Below are 18066 nucleotides of genomic sequence, written 5' to 3'. Positions count from 1 at the left end.
ATTTGCTCACTCATAGACGGACCTGTCCTTCGTAGACGCGGGTGGCCGGGCCGGTCATTTTCACCGGTTGGCCGGGGCCTGCCCATTCGATGGACAGGCGTCCACCGGGCAGGTCGATCAGCAGCGGCGAATCCATCCACCCCTGGCTGATCGCGGCTACGGCAGCGGCGCAGGCGCCGGTACCGCAAGCCTGGGTTTCGCCGGCCCCGCGTTCCCAGACGCGCAACTGCGCACGGGAACGGTCGATGACCTGCAGGAAGCCCACATTGACCCGCGCGGGAAAGCGCGGGTGGTTTTCGATCTTCGGCCCCAGTTCGTGAACCGGTGCGCTGTTGATGTCATCCACCCGCAGCACGGCATGGGGGTTGCCCATGGACACGGCAGCCAGGTTGACGGTCTTGCCGTCCACATCCACCGCATAGCTCAGGGCTTGCTCGGTGGCCTGGAACGGAATGTCCGCCGGCACCAGCCGTGGCGCGCCCATGTTGACGCCGATCTGGCCGTCGCTGCGAATATCCAGCTCGATGATGCCGCTTTTGGTCTCGACGCGAATCTGCCGCTTGGCGGTCAGGCGCTTGTCCAGGACAAAACGGGCGAAACAGCGGGCACCATTGCCGCACTGTTCCACTTCGGAGCCATCGGAGTTGAAGATCCGGTAACGGAAATCCACTTCCGGGTTACTCGGCGCTTCCACCAGCAACAATTGGTCGAAGCCGACACCGGTGTGCCGGTCGCCCCACAGCTTGGCGTGCTTGGGCAGGATGTGCGCGTGCTGGCTGACCAGGTCGAGGACCATGAAGTCATTGCCCAGCCCGTGCATCTTGGTAAAACGCAGCAACATGACCTTACTCCGGCAGCAGGCTTTCGCCAGCAAACAACTCGGCTACCGTCTCGCGGCGACGCACTTCAAACGCTTGATCACCGTCCACCAGCACCTCGGCGGTACGCCCGCGGGTGTTGTAGTTGGAGCTCATGACAAACCCATAGGCACCGGCCGAATGCACGGCCAGCAGGTCGCCTTCTTCCAGGGCCAGCTGACGTTCCTTGGCCAGGAAGTCGCCGGTCTCGCAGATCGGGCCGACGATATCGTAGCTGCGGCCTTCGCCTGCGCGTGGCTTGACGGCCGTCACATTCATCCAGGCCTGGTACAGCGCCGGACGGATCAGGTCGTTCATCGCCGCGTCGACGATGGCGAAATCCTTGTGCTCGGTGTGCTTGAGGTACTCGACCTGGGTCAGCAGCAGGCCGGCGTTGGCGACGATGTAGCGGCCCGGCTCGAACATCAGCGTCAGGTCGCGGCCTTCGAGGCGCTCGCGCACGGCCTTGATGTAGTCGGACACCAGCGGCGGCTCTTCATCGCGATAACGCACACCCACGCCGCCACCGAGGTCGATGTGGTGCAGGTAGATGCCGCACTCGCCGAGGCGGTCGACCAGCGCCAGCAGGCGGTCGAGGGCGTCGAGGAACGGTGGCAGGCTGGTCAGTTGCGAGCCGATATGGCAGTCGACACCCAAGACTTCCAGGTTCGGCAACTGCGCGGCGCGGATGTACACGTCCTCGGCGTCGGCAATGGCGATGCCGAACTTGTTCTCTTTGAGACCGGTGGAAATGTACGGGTGAGTGCCGGCGTCGACGTCCGGGTTGACCCGCAGGGAGATCGGCGCGCGAACGCCCATCTCGGCGGCCACCACTTGCAGGCGCTCCAGCTCGTCGGTGGATTCGACGTTGAAGCAGTGCACGCCAACTTCCAGGGCGCGGCGCATGTCTTCGCGGCTCTTGCCGACACCGGAGAACACAATTTTGTCAGCCTTGCCGCCGGCGGCCAGTACACGCTCAAGCTCGCCCCGGGACACGATGTCGAAACCGGCGCCCAGGCGCGCCAGGACATTGAGTACACCCAGGTTGGAGTTGGCTTTTACGGCGAAGCACACCAGGCTCGGCGTGCCTTCCAGCGCATCGGCAAAGGAGCGGTATTGCGCTTCGATGTGGGCACGGGAGTACACGTAGGTCGGGGTACCAAAGCGCTCGGCGATGGCGGACAGCGCGACACCTTCCGCGAACAGCTCGCCGTCCCGGTAGTTAAAAGCGTCCATGATGTTCCCTTAGTAGGTGTCGTGCTTGTGCGCTTTGGTTTGCGACGATTGCGCCTGTTCATTCGGGTCTTTGCTGTCATCGGGCAGATACAGCGGGCCTTTTTGACCACAGGCACTAACGAGGCAAGCGACCGCGACGAGCGCAGCAAGGGAAGAGATCAGGCGCTTCATGGCGAAATCCTTGAATATGCATTAATTGCGCCCGAGTATACCGACCACCCGCCGGATTGCCTATGCGCCGAAATACCCGTCCGGCGGGGCTTTGCCGAGTTTGTTGCGATTGTGCTTACACCAATCGAGGATAATTCACACGGCTGTGGGTAATGAAATCAGTATCCTTTGCAATCATGATGGCGCGTCCGTATTGTGCGGCGCTTGAGCGAGACCAGACACTTTTCGAGGTTCCCACAATGAGTTTGACCGAAGCCCGTTTTCACGACCTGGTGGATGCGACCCAGCAAGCGCTGGAGGATATTTTCGACGACAGCGGCCTGGATGTGGACCTGGAGAACTCGGCCGGTGTGCTCACCGTCAAGTTTGAAAATGGCACCCAATTGATTTTCAGCCGCCAGGAGCCCCTGCGTCAGCTATGGCTGGCGGCGCGTTCCGGTGGTTTTCACTTCGATTACGATGAAGAAGAAAAACGCTGGACCCACGACACCACCGATGAGCTGCTGAGCGAAATGCTCGCGCGCCTCACCCAGGAACAAGCCGGCGTCGAGCTGGACTTCGACGAGATCTGATCGTGACGCAGCCCGTTCCCGTACGCCCGCCCAAGCCGCTGTTCAGCAATGTCAGCCCGGCGGTGCCGTCACCTTGTATCAGTTTATGTCGGCTGGATGAGCACAAAGTCTGCCTCGGTTGCTTCCGTCATGTGGAAGACATCCGCGAATGGCGCTCTGCCGACGATGCGCGACGCCGCGTGATCGTCGCCCAGGCCGAGCAGCGCAGGACCTGCGCCTGAGGCCGTCTTGTTTATTTATTGTGCTGTGGTAGTGTCCGGATACACCTCAACTCATCGAGGTCCGTGAGAACCCCGCCTTTTCCTGGCGGGGTTTTGCTTTTTTGTGCAGAAAAAAGGAGTCTGCCTGAATCATGACCGCACCTTCCATCATCCTCACCCGTCTTGACGTGCAGCGTCTTGAGCAACTGATCGACCGTGTCGGCGAGGCGTCGCCGGGCGTTGAAGCCCTGCAACACGAACTCGACCGCGCCGAAGAAGTGGTTGGCCACGATGAAGTGCCTGCATCTGTCGTGACCATGAACTCCAGCGTGCATTGCCGTGAACAAGGCAGTGGCAAGGACTATCACCTGACCCTGGTCTACCCCAAGGACGCGAACGCCGACGAAGGCAAAATCTCGATCCTGGCGCCGGTGGGCAGTGCATTGCTGGGCCTGCAAGTCGGCCAGCACATCGACTGGCCAGCACCGGGTGGCAAGACCCTCAAGCTTGAATTGCTCGGCGTCGAAGGCCAGCCGAAAGACGGTGGCGCCTTTCCTCTCTAAACCTGGTTCAGCGCTTCATTGAGCGCCAGTTCCAGATCAGCCTTGTAGCGCAGGTACAGATTGCTCGGGCTTTGAACATCACCGAGCAGGCCGGACAGGTCCAGATCGGTGATGTAGCAGCGGTAACGCTCGGCTTCCCGGCGTTGCCCGACGATTTGCTGGGCGACCACCGCAAACAGTTGGTCGCCAAATTCCAGCTCGGAAAACTCCCGTTGATTGCAGTACAAGGTGATCCCCACCTGGCCCGGTGCTGCCTTGCCGATAATCGCCTGCACGTCGTAGAACGGCTTGTTGGCCGGGGTTTGCGGCGCTGGGCGCGGTTCGGCCCGCCGTGCACGGCCGCTGCCTGACGGCAACAGCTGGTAATACAGGATTTGCACCGCGCCGAAGGGCTGTTGCGGGTCCAGCGGCAGCAGCGCGTCGCGGCGATAAATGATCGACTGCAGGAAGCGCTGCAACGGCACCAACAGGCTTTGCTCGTCGTGGAACGGCAGGTGTTGCTGCCAGAGCGCGTTGAACTCATCCAGCACGTACAGCTCGGCAACTCCGTCGTTGATCCGGTAGAACACCTGCACACAGTCGGGCAGGCCCATGGGCAGCAGCAGCGCCAGGTCGTGGTCTTCCAGGGCCATGGTGTCCAGGTGCAGCGGGCTGTAGCTGGCCAGTTCCTCACTGAGGTAGGCGATCAGCGCGTCCTGGGTCGCCAGTGACACATGGTTGGCCTGGCCGGGTGTCAGCTCCATCACGTGGTAGTGCTGCTGCACCTGCACCAGGTAGCGATGGTTTTCCTGGCCCAGCAGCAGGTTTTGCGCAGTGTCGAAGATTTCTTCCACGCGATGGGCAATGAACTGCGCGCGGTTGTGGCAGAAACAGCGCACCCGCAAGCGCGGCAAGTGATTGGGCGGTAGCTGATTGAGGTAGTCGCGCAGGCAATCGAGCAGCGCGTGGGGGCCGTCATAGCGGCTGACCATCACCTCGTTCCAACTGTTGAGCGTGACCTGGTCCAGGGTCAGCACCAGGTTTTCCCGTACGCCCGCGTAACTCAGGGAGTCGGTGCGCTCGGTGGTCATCAGGATGTTCAGGTCGCGATGATGCTTGAGCGGGTCGACCCCGACGTTGATCAGCAGCAGCACTTCCTCGGGCACTGCCGAGCGCAGCAGGCGGTCTTCATCGACGCTGGCCAGGGGCAGGACGACGGTTTGTTGCAGGCTGCCCAGCAGGTTGAACAGCTCGAATTCGGTCATGTCACTGCTGCCGGGATGCAGCGCCAGGCGGGTACTGCTGTCGATCACGCCGTTGCGGTGGCACCAGGTGAGCATTTCCAGCAAATCGCGGCTGCGCTTGATCGGCGCGAAGTGCTCCCATTCCAGAGCGGTCAGGCTGCCGTTGTACAAGCCCCAATGATGCTGGCCGGGCTCTTTGCGGTTGGGCGACTGCACCAGGGTCAGGGTGTCTTCGGCAAGGTCGGGCGCAATGCCGGGGTTGATGAACTCGACCTTGCCGGCCTTGCGCTCGAAGGCGGCGTACAGGCGCCGGCCCAGCACATTGAGATCGCGCTTGTTGATCAGGCTGACGGTCTGTTCGGTGCGGGCAAACTGGGTCAGGAAGCGATAGCTGTAGTTCAGCTCGTTGACCAGCGCCCGGCGCTCGGAGGCCACCTGGCGGACTTTCCATTGGCTGCGGCTGTCCAGCAGGGCCAGTTGGCGCTGGTCCCAACCCCATTCGCTGGCCAGGCGCTCCAGCAGCAAACGCTGCCACCCGGTGCGCTGGCCCGCGCTGAGCTTGCGGTTGACCTTCAGGTACAGGCTGCGCCGCACCAGTTCCAGGCGTTCCGGCTCATTACGGGCCTTGAGGTACTCCTCGATCCGGCGGTAGACGACGATGTACGGGTCCAGTTCGTCCAGGTCCAGCTGATTGGCAAACACAGCGCGCTTGAAGCGCAGGCTCAGGCACTGCACCTTCGGGTGCTCGCTGGCGTAGACCTCGGTCAGCAGGAGTTTCAGTACTGATTTGTAGGGCGATTCGATGCCCTTGAACAACTGCCACAAGCCGGCACCGATAAATTCACCCGGCGGGATGTGCGCCAGGTGGCCCAGGTCGAGGGTTTCATCGGCGCGAATAAAGCGTTTGGAAATCAGCGCGTGGGTGAAGTCGGCATAGCGGGTTTCTTCGTACACCGGCACCAGCCACCAGATCGGCGTGCGCCCGGCCAGCCAGATGGCGGTGCGGTAGAACTCGTCCAGCAGCAGGTAATGCTGGCTGGTGCCGCAGTCTTCTGAACTCAGTTGGCTGTCGCGCTCGCCCTGGATAAACCGCGTCGGCTCGATCAGGAAGAAGTGCGCCTCGGCGCCCATGCTCAGGGCCCAGGTTTCGAGCAGTTGGCATTTCTTGCGCAACTCGGCCAGCTCGTTCTCGCTGAGATCGGCCGCATGGCAGACCCACACGTCCATATCACTTTGATCGGCCTGGGCCAGGGTGCCCAGGCTGCCCATCAGGAACAGGCCATGAATCGGCCGCGGTGGGTTGCCGTGGCGGGGCTTGTAGGAAAACGTGCGGGTCAGGCGCTGGGCCTCGGCCAAGGCTTGCGCGTCGGGTTCAAAATTCGACAGGCCGGCCGGCGTGCTGCCCGACACATAGCCCGGCAACAGCGGGTGATTCACGTGGAAAAACAGCGGCAGCAGGGTCAACACGCTTTGCTGGCGTGGCGTCAGCCCTTCGACGGCCCGGGCCATGCGGCCTTCGTTCAGGGCCAGAAACCGCGCGCGCAACTGGGCCAGCACCTTGCGGTCGATGCCTTCGTCCAGGTCGGGGCGGATTTCGTGGGTGCGGGTCATGTCGAACTCGGTGGCTCGCAGGGCCCGACGTGGGCGGCCGTGTTGGAGTTTACAGCCAGTAGCGTAGGAGGTTTAGAGGGAATTTGTTTTTGACGCCGGAATTTTATCCCGGGCGCGGGAGTGCCCGCGGAATCCGTGAAAAGAGGATCCCGTGGGCGATACGAGGTGTCAGGCGGCTTCTTTGGCGGTCGTCAGAATAGTCAGCAGGCTTTGTGCGTGTTCGGCAGCGTCCCGGCCGAGGCTGGTGAGGTAACCACCGTCTGGCTGGTCGATCAGGTCTTTATCAAACAGGCGCCGGGCGGCGGCAATGGCAGTGGGAGCGGCAGTCTGATGAACTTTCAGACCTTCCTGGGAGCTGCCCAGGTTGAAGAGTGCAAGGATTTCCAGTTCGGCAACCAACTCAGGGGTATACGACATAAGGACTCCAGACTTTCTAGGAATTTTTAGACGTTAGCAGCCATAAGGTGAACGCACTTGGGCGAGCTGTCCAGTCGGAACTCATGCGGTGTTGATGTGGGGCAGGATTGTGGCCAGCAAGAGTTTGCTGGCCAGCGCGGTGTGAGGCTTATTGCTTCTCGGGCGGCAGCTCCGGCAGCGCACGCAACGCAGTTTCATACCATTCGGTATTGAAGGCGCGATCTTCTTCGAGCAGCGCGTCAATTTCGATGGCGAGGACGTGGGCCATCATTTGCAGGATGTCTTCGCGCTCGTAGCCCACCAGGGTCAGCTTGTTGAACGTGGCCTTGGCGGCGGGCGGGTTGTCGCTTTCGATCTGGTTTTCGATCGCTTCAATCAAGGTGGTCTCGGCGAACTCTTCTTCGTCGTTGTCGATATCGGTTGGCTCGCTCATGGCAGGCTCCTGGAGGAAAGGGCGCCAGTCTACCCCCATTCACTCGGCTGATGCTGCTGGCCAGGCGCGGCCTCCCGATCTATAACCACTGCTGCCAACCCCGTACACGGCCTGGAGGCTTTGTGATGCTCAAGCTTTATGGATTTTCGGTCAGCAACTACTACAACATGGTCAAACTGGCGCTGCTGGAGAAAGGGCTGCCCTTCGAAGAGGTGCCGTTCTACGCAGGCCAAACCCCGGAAGCGCTGGCCGTGAGCCCGCGGGGCAAGGTGCCGGTGCTGGGTGTCGAGCAAGGGTTTATCAACGAAACCAGCGTGATCCTCGAATACCTCGAACAGACCCAGGGCGGGCGATCGCTGCTGCCGAGCGAGCCGTTCCAGCGCGCCCAGGTGCTGGCGTTGTGCAGGGAAATCGAGCTGTACATCGAGTTGCCGGCCCGGGCGTGTTTTGCCGAGGCGTTTTTCGGAATGCCGGTGCCGGAGGCGATCAAGGAAAAGTCCAGGGCGGAGTTATTGCTGGGGATCGCATCGCTGGGGCGGCACGGGAAGTTTGCGCCGTATGTGGCAGGAGACAGCTTCACGATTGCGGATTTGTATTTTGTGTACAGCGTGGACCTAGCCTGTGCCGTGGCCGGGAAGCTGTTCGGGCTGGATCTGTTGGCTGAGTTGCCGAAGGCCAAGGCGTTGCTGGAGCGCTTGCAGGCGCTGCCGAATGCCCAGCGGGTGGCGGCGGACAAGGAAGCGGCGATGCCGGCGTTTATGGCGATGATTGCTGCGAAGAAATAAAAACTGCTTTTGTGGCGAGGGAGCTTGCTCCCGTCGGGCAGCGGAGCGGCCCCAAAAATGGGACTGCTGCGCAGTCCAACGGGAGCAAGCTCCCTCGCCACAGGTTCAGTGTTCGCCCTTGTTTGCCGGGGTACTTACCTTTGGGTTAGCGGCTGGCGAGCAATGCCTGGCCGCGAACCACGGCAGCCTTCACCTGCGCCGGCGCAGTCCCGCCGACATGGTTACGGGCATTCACCGAGCCTTCCAGGGTCAGCACCGCAAACACGTCCTGCTCGATCTGGTCGCTGAACTGGCGCAGTTCTTCCAGGCTCATTTCCGCCAGGTCCTTGCCGGTGTCCACGCCGTACTTCACGGCATGCCCGACGATCTCGTGGCAGTCGCGGAACGGCAGGCCACGGCGTACCAGGTAGTCCGCCAGGTCTGTGGCGGTGGAGAAACCGCGCAGGGCCGCTTCACGCATGATGGCGTGCTTGGGCTTGATCGCCGGGATCATGTCGGCAAAGGCTCGCAGCGAGTCGCGCAGTGTATCGGCGGCGTCGAACAGCGGTTCCTTGTCTTCCTGGTTGTCCTTGTTGTAGGCCAGCGGCTGGCCTTTCATCAGGGTCAACAGGCCCATCAGCGCACCGAATACACGGCCGCTCTTGCCGCGTACCAGCTCCGGCACGTCGGGGTTTTTCTTTTGCGGCATGATCGAGCTGCCGGTGCAGAAGCGGTCAGGCAGGTCAATGAACTGGAATTGCGCGCTGGTCCACAGCACCAGCTCTTCGGAGAAGCGCGACAAGTGCATCATCGCAATGCTGGCCGCGGCGCAGAATTCGATGGCGAAGTCACGGTCCGACACGCCGTCCAGGGAGTTGCCGCCCACGGCGTCGAAACCCAGCAGCTGCGCGGTGTATTCGCGGTCGATCGGGTAGGTGGTGCCAGCCAGTGCAGCGCTGCCCAGAGGCATGCGGTTGGCGCGCTTGCGGCAGTCCACCAGGCGCTCGTAGTCGCGGCTGAGCATTTCGAACCAGGCCAGCAGGTGGTGGCCGAACGTCACGGGCTGTGCGGTCTGCAGGTGGGTGAAGCCGGGCATGATGGTGCCGGACTCACGCTCTGCCTGCTCCAGCAGGCCTTTTTGCAGGCGGGTGATTTCTGCCAGGATCAGGTCGATCTCGTCCCGCAGCCACAGGCGGATATCGGTAGCCACCTGGTCGTTACGGCTGCGACCGGTGTGCAGTTTCTTGCCGGTCACACCGATGCGGTCGGTGAGGCGGGCCTCGATGTTCATGTGCACGTCTTCCAGGTCGACGCGCCAGTCGAAGGTGCCGGCTTCGATCTCGCCACGGATGGTGGTCAGGCCGTCGATGATGCTGTCGCGCTCGGCGTCGGTCAGCACGCCGACCTTGGCCAGCATCGTGGCGTGGGCGATCGAGCCCATGATGTCGTGGCGGTAGAGGCGCTGGTCGAAAGTGACGGAGGCGGTGAAGCGCGCGACGAAGGCGTCGACGGGTTCACTGAAGCGGCCGCCCCAGGACTGGTTGGTCTTGTCGGTGCTCATGGATTCGCTCGTGATCTGCTGGAAAGAGGGCATGAAAGTGTGGCGCCGATAATAACAGGGTTGCCCCCGGAGGCGACGATGCCGGGGCGGGGCATTTTTATTTGTTTCCAAGATGGCTAAGTGCCTTGCCCCCGGACTCGCGCAGGACGAGACTGGAGCCAGGACCGATCGGGGGGGAAACTTGCGGTCCTTGGTCAAACAAAGCGTGTTTATTGAAACGATATTTGACGATTGAGCAATATCGTCTTCGCCAGCGTCTACAGTTGCACTGATAGAGCTTCGCGCTGACGGAAGGTGCACTGCACCAATGCCGGGCGATGAGGTCGAACTCCAGGCTATCCATTAGAGAGGGGGTGTTCGTATTGTGTATCAGCAAACCCTACGACGATGCCCGAAGGCAGCAGGCTTTGGGCGCGATTGAACAGGTCCGGGTAAATATTGGTGCCACTCTCGGGGCACTTTTTGCCGCTCGCGCTAGTCTTAGCGTGGATCGCCGTGACGGAAGTCACCGCACCTGTCTACGCTATCCTTGTGCGAGACTCACGCAGGAATCCAGCGCAATATGAATGTCCTGATCGTTGATGACGAACCCCAAGCCCGCGAGCGACTGAGCCGTTTGGTCAGTGAACTCGAGGGTTACAATGTCCTTGAGCCGAGCGCCACCAGTGGCGAGGAAGCCTTGGCCCTTATTGACAGCCTCAAGCCGGACGTCGTGTTGCTCGACATCCGCATGCCGGGCCTTGATGGCTTGCAGGTGGCTGCCCGCCTGAGCGAGCGAGAGTCGCCGCCTTCGGTGGTGCTGTGCGCCTCCCAGGATGAGTTCTCTTCCGAGGCCCTGGATGCCAGCGGCGCCAGTTTCCTGGTCAAGCCGATCAATGCCGATGCGTTGCTTCGCGCCTTGAAAAAGGCCGAGCGTCCCAATCGTGTCCAACTGGCAGCCTTGACCCAGCCCGCAGCCCAGGGCGGCAACGGGCCGCGTAGCCATATCAGCGCCCGTACCCGCAAGGGCATCGAGTTGATTCCCCTGGACCAGGTAGTCTACTTCATCGCCGATCACAAGTACGTGACCTTGCGTCACGAGGCTGGTGAAGTGCTGCTCGATGAGCCACTCAAGGCGCTGGAAGACGAATTTGGCGACCGCTTTGTGCGCATCCACCGCAATGCGCTGGTGGCCCGCGAGCGAATCGAGCGCCTGCAGCGCACGCCGCTTGGGCATTTTCAGCTGTTCCTGAAGGGCCTCAATGGCGACGCCCTGATCGTCAGCCGGCGCCATGTCGCCGGTGTGCGCAAGATGATGCAGCAGCTTTAGCCCGAGGGCTGACGCGAGCTTCACTGCCCATATCCCGGTGCGACGCGGCCAGGGAGGCCCCGCACTTGCTGATTCAAATCAAAGCGCATTTGCCTGAGCTGTTATTATCTGCCGTATCTATTCAGTACGGATTGATCCATGTCCTCTCGCGAAATCCGCATCGCCACCCGTAAAAGCGCCCTGGCCTTATGGCAGGCCGAATACGTCAAAGCACGCCTTGAGCAGGCTCATCCTGGCCTGAAGGTGTCCCTGGTGCCCATGGTCAGTCGCGGCGACAAGCTGCTTGATTCGCCACTGTCGAAAATCGGCGGCAAGGGCCTGTTCGTCAAGGAGCTGGAAACCGCGCTGCTGGAAAACGAAGCCGACATCGCCGTGCACTCGATGAAAGACGTGCCCATGGACTTCCCTGAAGGCCTGGGCCTGTTTTGCATCTGCGAGCGCGAAGACCCCCGCGACGCCTTCGTTTCCAATACCTATGCCTCCCTGGATGAGCTGCCGCTGGGCAGCGTCGTCGGCACCTCCAGCCTGCGTCGCCAGGCGCAGTTGCTGACCCGCCGCCCGGACCTGCAAATCCGCTTCCTGCGGGGCAACGTCAATACTCGCCTGGCCAAGCTCGACGCCGGTGAATATGACGCGATCATTCTCGCGGCAGCCGGCTTGATCCGCTTGGGCTTTGAAGACCGCATCACCTCGGCCATCAGCGTCGAAGACAGCTTGCCGGCCGGCGGGCAGGGCGCTGTGGGCATTGAATGCCGCACCGCCGACAGCGAAATTCATGCGCTGCTCAAGCCGCTGGATCACCAGGACACCGAAATTCGCGTCACCGCCGAACGTGCCCTGAACAAGCACCTCAACGGTGGCTGCCAGGTACCGATCGCCTGTTACGCCGTGCTTGAGGGCGAGAACCTCTGGCTGCGTGGCCTGGTGGGCGACCCGAGTGGTGGGTTGTTGCTCACCGCAGAGATTCGCGGGCCGCAAAGCGAGGCCACCAGCCTGGGTATCAAGGTCGCCGAGGAACTGCTGGAAAAAGGCGCCGGTGCCATTCTGCAAGCGGTGTACGGCGAGGCCGGGCCGCAGTGATGCAATGGCGTGTGCTGCTGACGCGGCCTGCCGAGGAGTCGGCGGCCCTGGCGGCGACGTTATCCGAAGAAGGTATTTTCAGCAGCAGCCTGCCGTTGCTGGAGATTGAAGCGCTGCCTGTCACGCCTGAACAACAGGCGGTCTTTCGCGAGCTGGACCGCTATTGCGCGGTGATCGTGGTGAGCAAGCCGGCCGCGCGCCTGGGCTTGCAGTTGTTGGCTCAACACTGGCCGCAACTGCCGGCGTTACCGTGGTTCAGTGTCGGCGCTGCTACGGCGCAGGTGTTGGCCGAGCATGGCCTTGATGTCAGTTATCCCCACGACGGCGACGACAGTGAAGCCTTGCTTGAACTGGTCGCCTTGCGCGAGGCTATCTCGAAGCCCGGCGCCCGGGTGCTGATCCTGCGGGGTGAGGGCGGGCGGGAGCTGCTGGCTGAGCGTTTACGCGAGCAAGGTGCTAGTGTCGACTATCTGGAGTTGTATCGCCGTTTCCTGCCGGACTACGACCGTGCAACGCTGACCCAGCGCATAAACGTGGAACGCTTGAACGGCGTGGTGGTCAGCAGTGGGCAGGGTTTTTTACACCTGCAAGCGCTGGCCGGTACAGATTGGCCCCAGGTGGCACAGTTGCCGTTGTTCGTGCCCAGCCCGCGAGTCGCCGAGATGGCGCGTGCCGCTGGCGCGCAAGAAGTTGTGGATTGTCGTGGCGCCAGTGCCGCGGCTTTGTTAGTGGCGTTACGGAGTGTTTCCGTTCCCACTCTCTAATACGCAAAGGATGGATACGTGAGCGAAACAGCCTTGCCTAAAGATGAAGCTCAGCCCGCGCTTGATGCGCCTGTTGAGACACCGGTCACCACCGCCCCGCGCCGTGGCAACGGCCTGGCCATCGTGGCCTTGTTGCTCGGCGCCGCCGGCGTTGCCGCCGGTGGCTGGGGGATCTGGCAGGTCCGCGCACTGCAGGCGAGCAGCCAGCAACAGCTGGGCCAAGTGCAAACCCTGGACGACCAATCCCAGAGCCTCAAGCAGAGCCAGCAGCAGCTGTCGGCCCGTCTGGGGCAACTGCCCGGCGCCGATGAGCTGGAAGACCGTCGCCGGCTGGTGGCGCAATTGCAGGGTGATCAACAACGCCTGAGCCAGCGCCTGGAAACGGTGCTGGGGGCCAGCCGCCAGGACTGGCGCCTGGCCGAGGCCGAGCACTTGATCCGCCTGGCCAGCCTGCGTCTTTCCGCCTTGCAGGACATCAACAGTGCCCAGGCACTGGTCCAGGGCGCTGACGAAATCCTCCGCGAACAAAGTGACCCTGGCTCCTACGCCGCCCGTGAGCAGTTGGCCAAGAGCCTCGCCGCGTTGCGCAATATCGAACAGCCCGACCGTACCGGGCTGTACCTGCAACTGGCGGCATTGCGCGATCAGGTCGTGCAGTTGGCGGCCATCGCGCCGGAATACCAACTCCCTGAAGCGGCCAATGATGAGCGTCCGACCACCGACACGGACAGCCGTTGGAGTCAGTGGTGGGCGCAGATCTCGCGATATTTCCGCATCGACTTCAATCCTGATGACAACATTCGCCCGCTCCTGGCAGGGCAAGGCCTGAACCAGGTGCGCCTGGCCCTGAGCCTTGCGCTGGAGCAGGCGCAATGGGCGGCGCTCAACGGCGAGCCGGCGGTGTACAGCCGATCCCTGGGCGAGGCTCGCAGCGTGTTGCAGGACAACTTCAATCAAGACAACCCGCAAAGCAAAGCCATGCTGGCCCGTATTGCCGAGCTTGAGCCCAAGGCCGTCTCGGTGGTCACGCCGGACCTGGCCGCGAGCCTGGCTGCCGTGCAGGCTTACCTTGACCGTCGCCACCTGTCTGCCGAGGAAGCCAAGGCTTCCGCTGGCAAGCCGGCGACCCAGGAGTAAAGCCGATGAAGCGCTTCTATGTGATCCTGGTGCTGGCGATTGCGATCGCCCTGGCACTGGCCGTGGGCATTTCGAAACATACCGGCTACGTGCTGATTACTTATCCCCATGTGCTGCATTACGAGTCCGGGCTGTGGTCGACGCTGGTGGCGTTGTTTGCCATCGGCCTGGTGATCTATTTGGCCAGGGTGCTGCTGGGCCTGGTGCTGACCTCGGGTGGCGTGGTCAATCCGTGGTCGCGGCGCAACCGCAGCCGTCGGGTCCAGGTTGCCATCGAGCAGGGCCAGATGGACCTCGCCGAAGGGCGCTGGGCCAGTGCCGAGCGCCACTTGCACCGTGCGGCCGAAGCCGAACGCCAGCCATTGCTCTACTACCTCGGCGCCGCCCGTGCGGCCAACGAACAGGGCCGTTATGAGGAAGCGGATGGCCTGCTGGAACGCGCGCTTGAGCGCCAGCCCCAGGCCGAACTGGCGGTAGCCTTGAGTCATGCGCAGTTGCAGATGGACCGCGGTGACACCGATGGCGCCCTGGTCACCCTGCAGGCCATGCATGAGCGTCATCCGCATAACGTCCAGGTATTGCGCCAACTGCAGCGGCTGTATCAACAGCGTGGCGATTGGTCTTCGGTAATCCGGCTGTTGCCGGAGTTGCGCAAGGACAAGGTGTTGCCGCCTGCCGAGTTGGCCGACCTGGAGCGACGCGCCTGGGGCGAGAACCTGACCCTGGCTGCCCAGCGCGAAGAGCAGGGCGAGGCCGGGCAGCAATCCCTGGAGCTGGCCTGGCAACAACTGACTTCGGCCCAGCGCCAGGAGCCGCAACTGGTGCTGGCGTACGCCGAACAACTGCGCCAGTTGGGCGCGGACGCCAAGGCCGAAGAAGTGCTGCGCGGTGCCCTCAAGCGCGAGTACGACAGTCATCTGATCCGGCTCTACGGGCTGCTGCGTGGCAGCGATCCGGCGAAGCAGTTGAAGTTCGCCGAAGGCTGGCTCAAGGACCATCCAGGCGATGCCAGCCTGCTGCTGACCCTGGGGCGCCTGTGCCTGCAAAACAGCTTGTGGGGCAAGGCGCGGGATTACCTTGAAAGCAGCCTGCAGGTGCAGCGCAACCCTGAGGCCTGCGCCGAGCTGGCACGCCTGCTGGCGCAGTTGGGCGACACCGAGCGCAGCAACCAGTTGTTCCAGGAAGGCCTGGGCTTGCTGGACAAGCGTTTGCTGGCGTCACCGCTGCCGGTGCCGGCACGGGTTTGAAGTAGGAAACAGAGTAAGGGTTGCCTCAGAATTGTCTGGTGGCCAACCCTTCAATAACGCCCAATAGCTGTAGTCAATACGGCTTGTAGTAAACTCCTACGTAGACGCGCGTTTAATCGCTCGCCTTCTGACGGGATATCCCTACGCTCTCGCGGAATCGTCTGCTCTGGCGCGTATTGAAAGGGGTAAGGTCTTTCCTCTACCGTAACTACCTATCTCTTGCGTTGCGGATAAACAATGTCTTTGGCCCCCTCACGCTCCCTGTTCCTCCTGGCGTTCCTGGCTGGTGCGCTGACGCTGGGCGCGTCCTTTTACCTGGAATACGCCGCGCTTTTGCGGCCTTGTTTCCTGTGCCAGGTGCAACGAATTCTTGTGGCTGCCTTCACGCTGATCAATCTCGTGGCGGCGATTCATGGGCCGAAGCGGTCCGGGATCTACCTGTATTGGGCGGCGAGCATGGGGTGTGCAGTGCTGGGCGCCATTACCGCCGTACGCCAGGTGCTGCTGCAAAATACGCCGCCGGAACAGTTGCCTGCCTGTTGGCCCGGCCTTCAATCCATGATCGAGAACCTGTCGCTGAGAGAGACGTTGGCCTTGATCTTCAAGGGCACCGTTGACTGCGTGGAAATCAACTGGACGCTGTTCGACTTGAGTATTCCCGAGTGGAGCCTGCTGTTCTTCGTGGCGATGCTGATCCTTGGCATCGCGCAGTTCTCGCGGTTGCTGCTGAGCCAGCGTTTTGGCCTTGCACGGCACTGACAGGTAACCGCAGGTTGTAGGAAGGGATTAAACACTTGTATGAACTTTCTCTCCTGCGTACCTTGATGACATAGTCGTGCGGGCATAATCTGGCCCGCACGCGTTATTGAAACAGACTGTTCGATGCACCTTTGCCCGGTTGCCGCTTTAACCTTGAAGTGTTGCGCGGGCAGCGTGCGGCGCCCCTATAGGGAAGAGAGATCATCATGCTGGAACGTTGTCAGAATGCTCAGGAACGCTGGGGTGGGGTGCACAAACTGATCGATGGTTGGTTGAAAGCGCGTCACGAACTGGTTCGGGCCTTTGATGCTCTCGGTGCCAAGCCCGAAGCGCTCAGCGAGAACCGCAAGCCGTTGCAGGAATTCTGCGGCGTATTGGTGGACTACGTATCGGCGGGGCACTTCGGTGTCTACGAGCAGTTGACCAGAGAGGCCGAGGCTTTCGACGATCAACGTGGCCTCGATTTGGCGGAGACGATTTACCCGCGTATCGATGTCATCACCGAGAAGCTGCTGGCGTTCAACGACCTGTGTGATGCCGGCCAGTGCGTTGCAGAAAAATTCAAAGAGCTGGGTGGTTTGCTTCACGAGCGTTTCGAGCTGGAAGATTGCCTGATCGAAGTGCTGCACAACGCTCACAAGGAAGAGTTGACGGCTAAGGCCTGACTCCCCCCGACACAAGAAAACGGTGCGCATTGCGCACCGTTTTTCGTTTGGGCTCAGGCGCCCGCCTTGAGCAATTCGATCTCGAATACCAGCGGCGTATAAGGCGGGATCAGTTCGCCTGCGCCATCAGCGCCATAGGCTTGGTCGGATGGAATCACCAGGCGCCACTTCGCGCCCACCGGCATCTGTTGCAACGCACTGCGCCAGCCACTGATCACACTGTCCAGGCGAAACCACTGAGGTTGTGTGCTCTTGTCGAAGACGGTCCCGTCGGGTAACCGCCCAACATAATTCACTTGCACGCGATCATCGGCCGCCGGTTTCTTCCCGCTGCCAGGGGTCAGTTCGGTCAGCAGGATGCCGTCTGCCAATTCACGCACACCACTTTTGGATTTTTCACTGGCTAAAAATTGTTGCTCGGCAGCGAGTGCCTTTTCACTTTGTGGTGCTCGATTGTCCGGCGCGTTTTGTGCTTCGTGCTGGGCAAGGATCTGTTCGATGCGTGTGTCGTCCAGGGCCAGTGGCTTACCTTGATAGGCTTGTTTGAGTCCGTCGATCAGCGCCTCTACCTGCAACCCAGGCATCTCCTGGCGCAGGCGCTCACCCAGGCTCGCGCCCAGGCTGTAGGCCAGGTCGTGGTCATCTTTGGAGGGGGATTTCTCGCTTGCGTTGGCCACGCAAAGCACCACGCTCAACACTAAAAAAAGGTAACGCGACATGGGCGTTCTCCAGCCGAAAGTGCGATGGATTATGCCAGTGTGAATGCTTAAAAAGTGGCGTGGATTTTCGTTATATCAATAAGAATTTTCGTGCGGTGCAACGCAAGCCAATCGATACTGTCAACATGCCCTAGCGGCGGTAAGAGCAGAGGGCTAGTATGAGCCGCACCCACGTCAGCCAGGAGGTAAACCATGTCGGCCAAACAGAAGCCTGTAAATACCCCGTTGCATTTGCTCCAACAACTTTCGGGCAGCCTGCTCGAACATTTGGAAAGCGCTTGTTCACAAGCCTTGGCTGATGCTGAGAAGTTGCTCGCCAAGCTTGAAAAACAACGCGGCAAAGCTCAGGAAAAACTGCATAAATCCCGCACCAAACTGCAAGGCGCAGCGACCGCTGGCAAAGCCAAGGCACAAGCCAAGGCCAAGGACGCCGTCAAAGAACTTGAGGACTTGCTCGACGCCCTCAAGGATCGTCAATCCGAAACCCGCACCTACATTTCCCAACTCAAGCGTGATGCTTCCGAGAGCCTGAAATTGGCCCAGGGTGTTGGTCGTGTGAAGGAAGCTGTAGGCAAAGTGCTGAGCACCCGTGCTCCGGCTAAGGCCGTTGCAGCCAGCGCAGCGAAGAAGCCAGCCAGCAAAGCAGTCGCCGCCAAGGCACCTGCGAAAGCTGCGGCCAAGCCTGCGGCAAAAGCACCGGCTAAATCGGCTGCCAAACCAACGGCTAAAACTGCTGCTGCAAAACCAGCTGCAAAACCAGCTGCTAAAACCGCTGCTG

At 61.4% G+C, this 18066-nt stretch carries 20 protein-coding genes; 12 read left to right on the top strand and 8 right to left on the bottom strand.

Annotated elements, in window-relative coordinates; all coding sequences use genetic code 11:
- Nucleotides 1-10: 10 nt before the first annotated feature.
- From dapF to HX807_RS14870, 3 genes are read right to left on the bottom strand one after another with little or no spacing between them, the layout of a single operon-like run.
- Nucleotides 11-841 carry a diaminopimelate epimerase gene (dapF, locus tag HX807_RS14880; RefSeq protein ID WP_177050320.1) on the bottom strand — a complete coding sequence of 277 codons (831 nt, stop codon included), beginning with the start codon at nt 839-841 and terminating at the stop codon, nt 11-13.
- Between the two features lie 4 nt (nt 842-845).
- Entirely contained in the window at nt 846-2093 is a 1248-nt protein-coding gene (gene lysA, locus HX807_RS14875; protein WP_008439346.1) for a diaminopimelate decarboxylase, read from the bottom strand.
- 9 nt (nt 2094-2102) lie between these two features.
- On the bottom strand, nt 2103-2264 hold the full coding sequence (locus HX807_RS14870) for a lipoprotein (protein ID WP_003208801.1): 162 nt from the start codon (nt 2262-2264) through the stop codon (nt 2103-2105).
- Nucleotides 2265-2503: 239 nt separating this feature from the next.
- Between HX807_RS14870 and cyaY the strand changes: the two genes are divergently transcribed.
- From cyaY to rnk, 3 genes are all read left to right on the top strand, one after another.
- Entirely contained in the window at nt 2504-2836 is a 333-nt protein-coding gene (cyaY, locus tag HX807_RS14865; RefSeq protein WP_003208803.1) for an iron donor protein CyaY, read from the top strand.
- A gap of 2 nt (nt 2837-2838) precedes the next feature.
- Complete coding sequence (locus tag HX807_RS14860) at nt 2839-3057, top strand: DUF1289 domain-containing protein (RefSeq protein ID WP_003208805.1); 219 nt, start codon at nt 2839-2841, stop codon at nt 3055-3057.
- A 131-nt stretch (nt 3058-3188) separates the two neighbouring features.
- On the top strand, nt 3189-3599 hold the full coding sequence (gene rnk / locus HX807_RS14855; protein ID WP_003208808.1) for a nucleoside diphosphate kinase regulator: 411 nt from the start codon (nt 3189-3191) through the stop codon (nt 3597-3599).
- On the opposite strand, the gene HX807_RS14850 is transcribed toward rnk, so the two are convergent.
- The 3 genes from HX807_RS14850 to HX807_RS14840 form a co-directional block, all read right to left on the bottom strand.
- Nucleotides 3596-6433 (bottom strand): class I adenylate cyclase, encoded by a 2838-nt coding sequence (locus tag HX807_RS14850; protein ID WP_177050319.1) that lies wholly within the window; start codon nt 6431-6433, stop codon nt 3596-3598. The genes rnk and HX807_RS14850 overlap by 4 nt on opposite strands.
- A 168-nt stretch (nt 6434-6601) precedes the next feature.
- A complete protein-coding gene (locus HX807_RS14845; protein WP_003208812.1) occupies nt 6602-6850 on the bottom strand; it encodes a TIGR02647 family protein in 249 nt (82 codons plus the stop codon).
- 148 nt (nt 6851-6998) lie between these two features.
- Entirely contained in the window at nt 6999-7283 is a 285-nt protein-coding gene (locus HX807_RS14840; protein ID WP_003208814.1) for a hypothetical protein, read from the bottom strand.
- A 125-nt stretch (nt 7284-7408) separates the two neighbouring features.
- Between HX807_RS14840 and HX807_RS14835 the strand changes: the two genes are divergently transcribed.
- Nucleotides 7409-8068, top strand: a complete 660-nt coding sequence (locus HX807_RS14835) for a glutathione S-transferase family protein (protein WP_003208816.1) — start codon at nt 7409-7411, stop codon at nt 8066-8068.
- 145 nt (nt 8069-8213) lie between these two features.
- Here HX807_RS14835 and argH read toward each other — a convergent pair whose 3' ends face one another.
- Nucleotides 8214-9608: an argininosuccinate lyase gene (argH, locus tag HX807_RS14830; protein ID WP_008439335.1), complete on the bottom strand. Its 1395-nt coding sequence runs from the start codon at nt 9606-9608 to the stop codon at nt 8214-8216.
- Nucleotides 9609-10170: 562 nt separating this feature from the next.
- On the opposite strand from argH, the gene HX807_RS14825 reads away from it, so the two are divergent.
- The 7 genes from HX807_RS14825 to rsd all read left to right on the top strand — a co-directional run bounded on the left by HX807_RS14825 (nt 10171) and on the right by rsd (nt 16569).
- Nucleotides 10171-10917: a LytTR family DNA-binding domain-containing protein gene (locus HX807_RS14825; RefSeq protein ID WP_003208820.1), complete on the top strand. Its 747-nt coding sequence runs from the start codon at nt 10171-10173 to the stop codon at nt 10915-10917.
- A gap of 138 nt (nt 10918-11055) precedes the next feature.
- Nucleotides 11056-11997 carry a hydroxymethylbilane synthase gene (gene hemC / locus HX807_RS14820; protein ID WP_008439333.1) on the top strand — a complete coding sequence of 314 codons (942 nt, stop codon included), beginning with the start codon at nt 11056-11058 and terminating at the stop codon, nt 11995-11997.
- Nucleotides 11994-12761: a uroporphyrinogen-III synthase gene (locus HX807_RS31675; RefSeq protein ID WP_371316475.1), complete on the top strand. Its 768-nt coding sequence runs from the start codon at nt 11994-11996 to the stop codon at nt 12759-12761. The genes hemC and HX807_RS31675 overlap by 4 nt, the downstream gene beginning before the upstream one ends.
- Before the next feature lie 18 nt (nt 12762-12779).
- Entirely contained in the window at nt 12780-13898 is a 1119-nt protein-coding gene (locus HX807_RS31670; RefSeq protein WP_371316474.1) for a uroporphyrinogen-III C-methyltransferase, read from the top strand.
- A 5-nt stretch (nt 13899-13903) separates the two neighbouring features.
- A complete protein-coding gene (locus tag HX807_RS14810) occupies nt 13904-15145 on the top strand; it encodes a heme biosynthesis protein HemY (RefSeq protein ID WP_003208828.1) in 1242 nt (413 codons plus the stop codon).
- A gap of 237 nt (nt 15146-15382) precedes the next feature.
- Entirely contained in the window at nt 15383-15904 is a 522-nt protein-coding gene (locus HX807_RS14805) for a disulfide bond formation protein B (RefSeq protein ID WP_003208831.1), read from the top strand.
- Between the two features lie 206 nt (nt 15905-16110).
- Nucleotides 16111-16569 (top strand): sigma D regulator, encoded by a 459-nt coding sequence (gene rsd, locus HX807_RS14800; protein WP_177041094.1) that lies wholly within the window; start codon nt 16111-16113, stop codon nt 16567-16569.
- A gap of 53 nt (nt 16570-16622) precedes the next feature.
- On the opposite strand, the gene HX807_RS14795 is transcribed toward rsd, so the two are convergent.
- A complete protein-coding gene (locus tag HX807_RS14795) occupies nt 16623-17288 on the bottom strand; it encodes an FKBP-type peptidyl-prolyl cis-trans isomerase (RefSeq protein WP_008439319.1) in 666 nt (221 codons plus the stop codon).
- Between the two features lie 192 nt (nt 17289-17480).
- On the opposite strand from HX807_RS14795, the gene HX807_RS14790 reads away from it, so the two are divergent.
- Nucleotides 17481-18066 (top strand): AlgP family protein (locus HX807_RS14790; protein ID WP_218174075.1); only part of this gene is annotated, 586 nt, incomplete at its 3' end.

Origin of the sequence: Pseudomonas sp. D8002 (genome assembly GCF_013385695.1) — a bacterium.
Taxonomy (GTDB): domain Bacteria; phylum Pseudomonadota; class Gammaproteobacteria; order Pseudomonadales; family Pseudomonadaceae; genus Aquipseudomonas.
The sequence above is the reverse complement of the archived record's forward strand: the minus strand, read 5'-3'. Positions and strand labels throughout refer to the sequence as shown.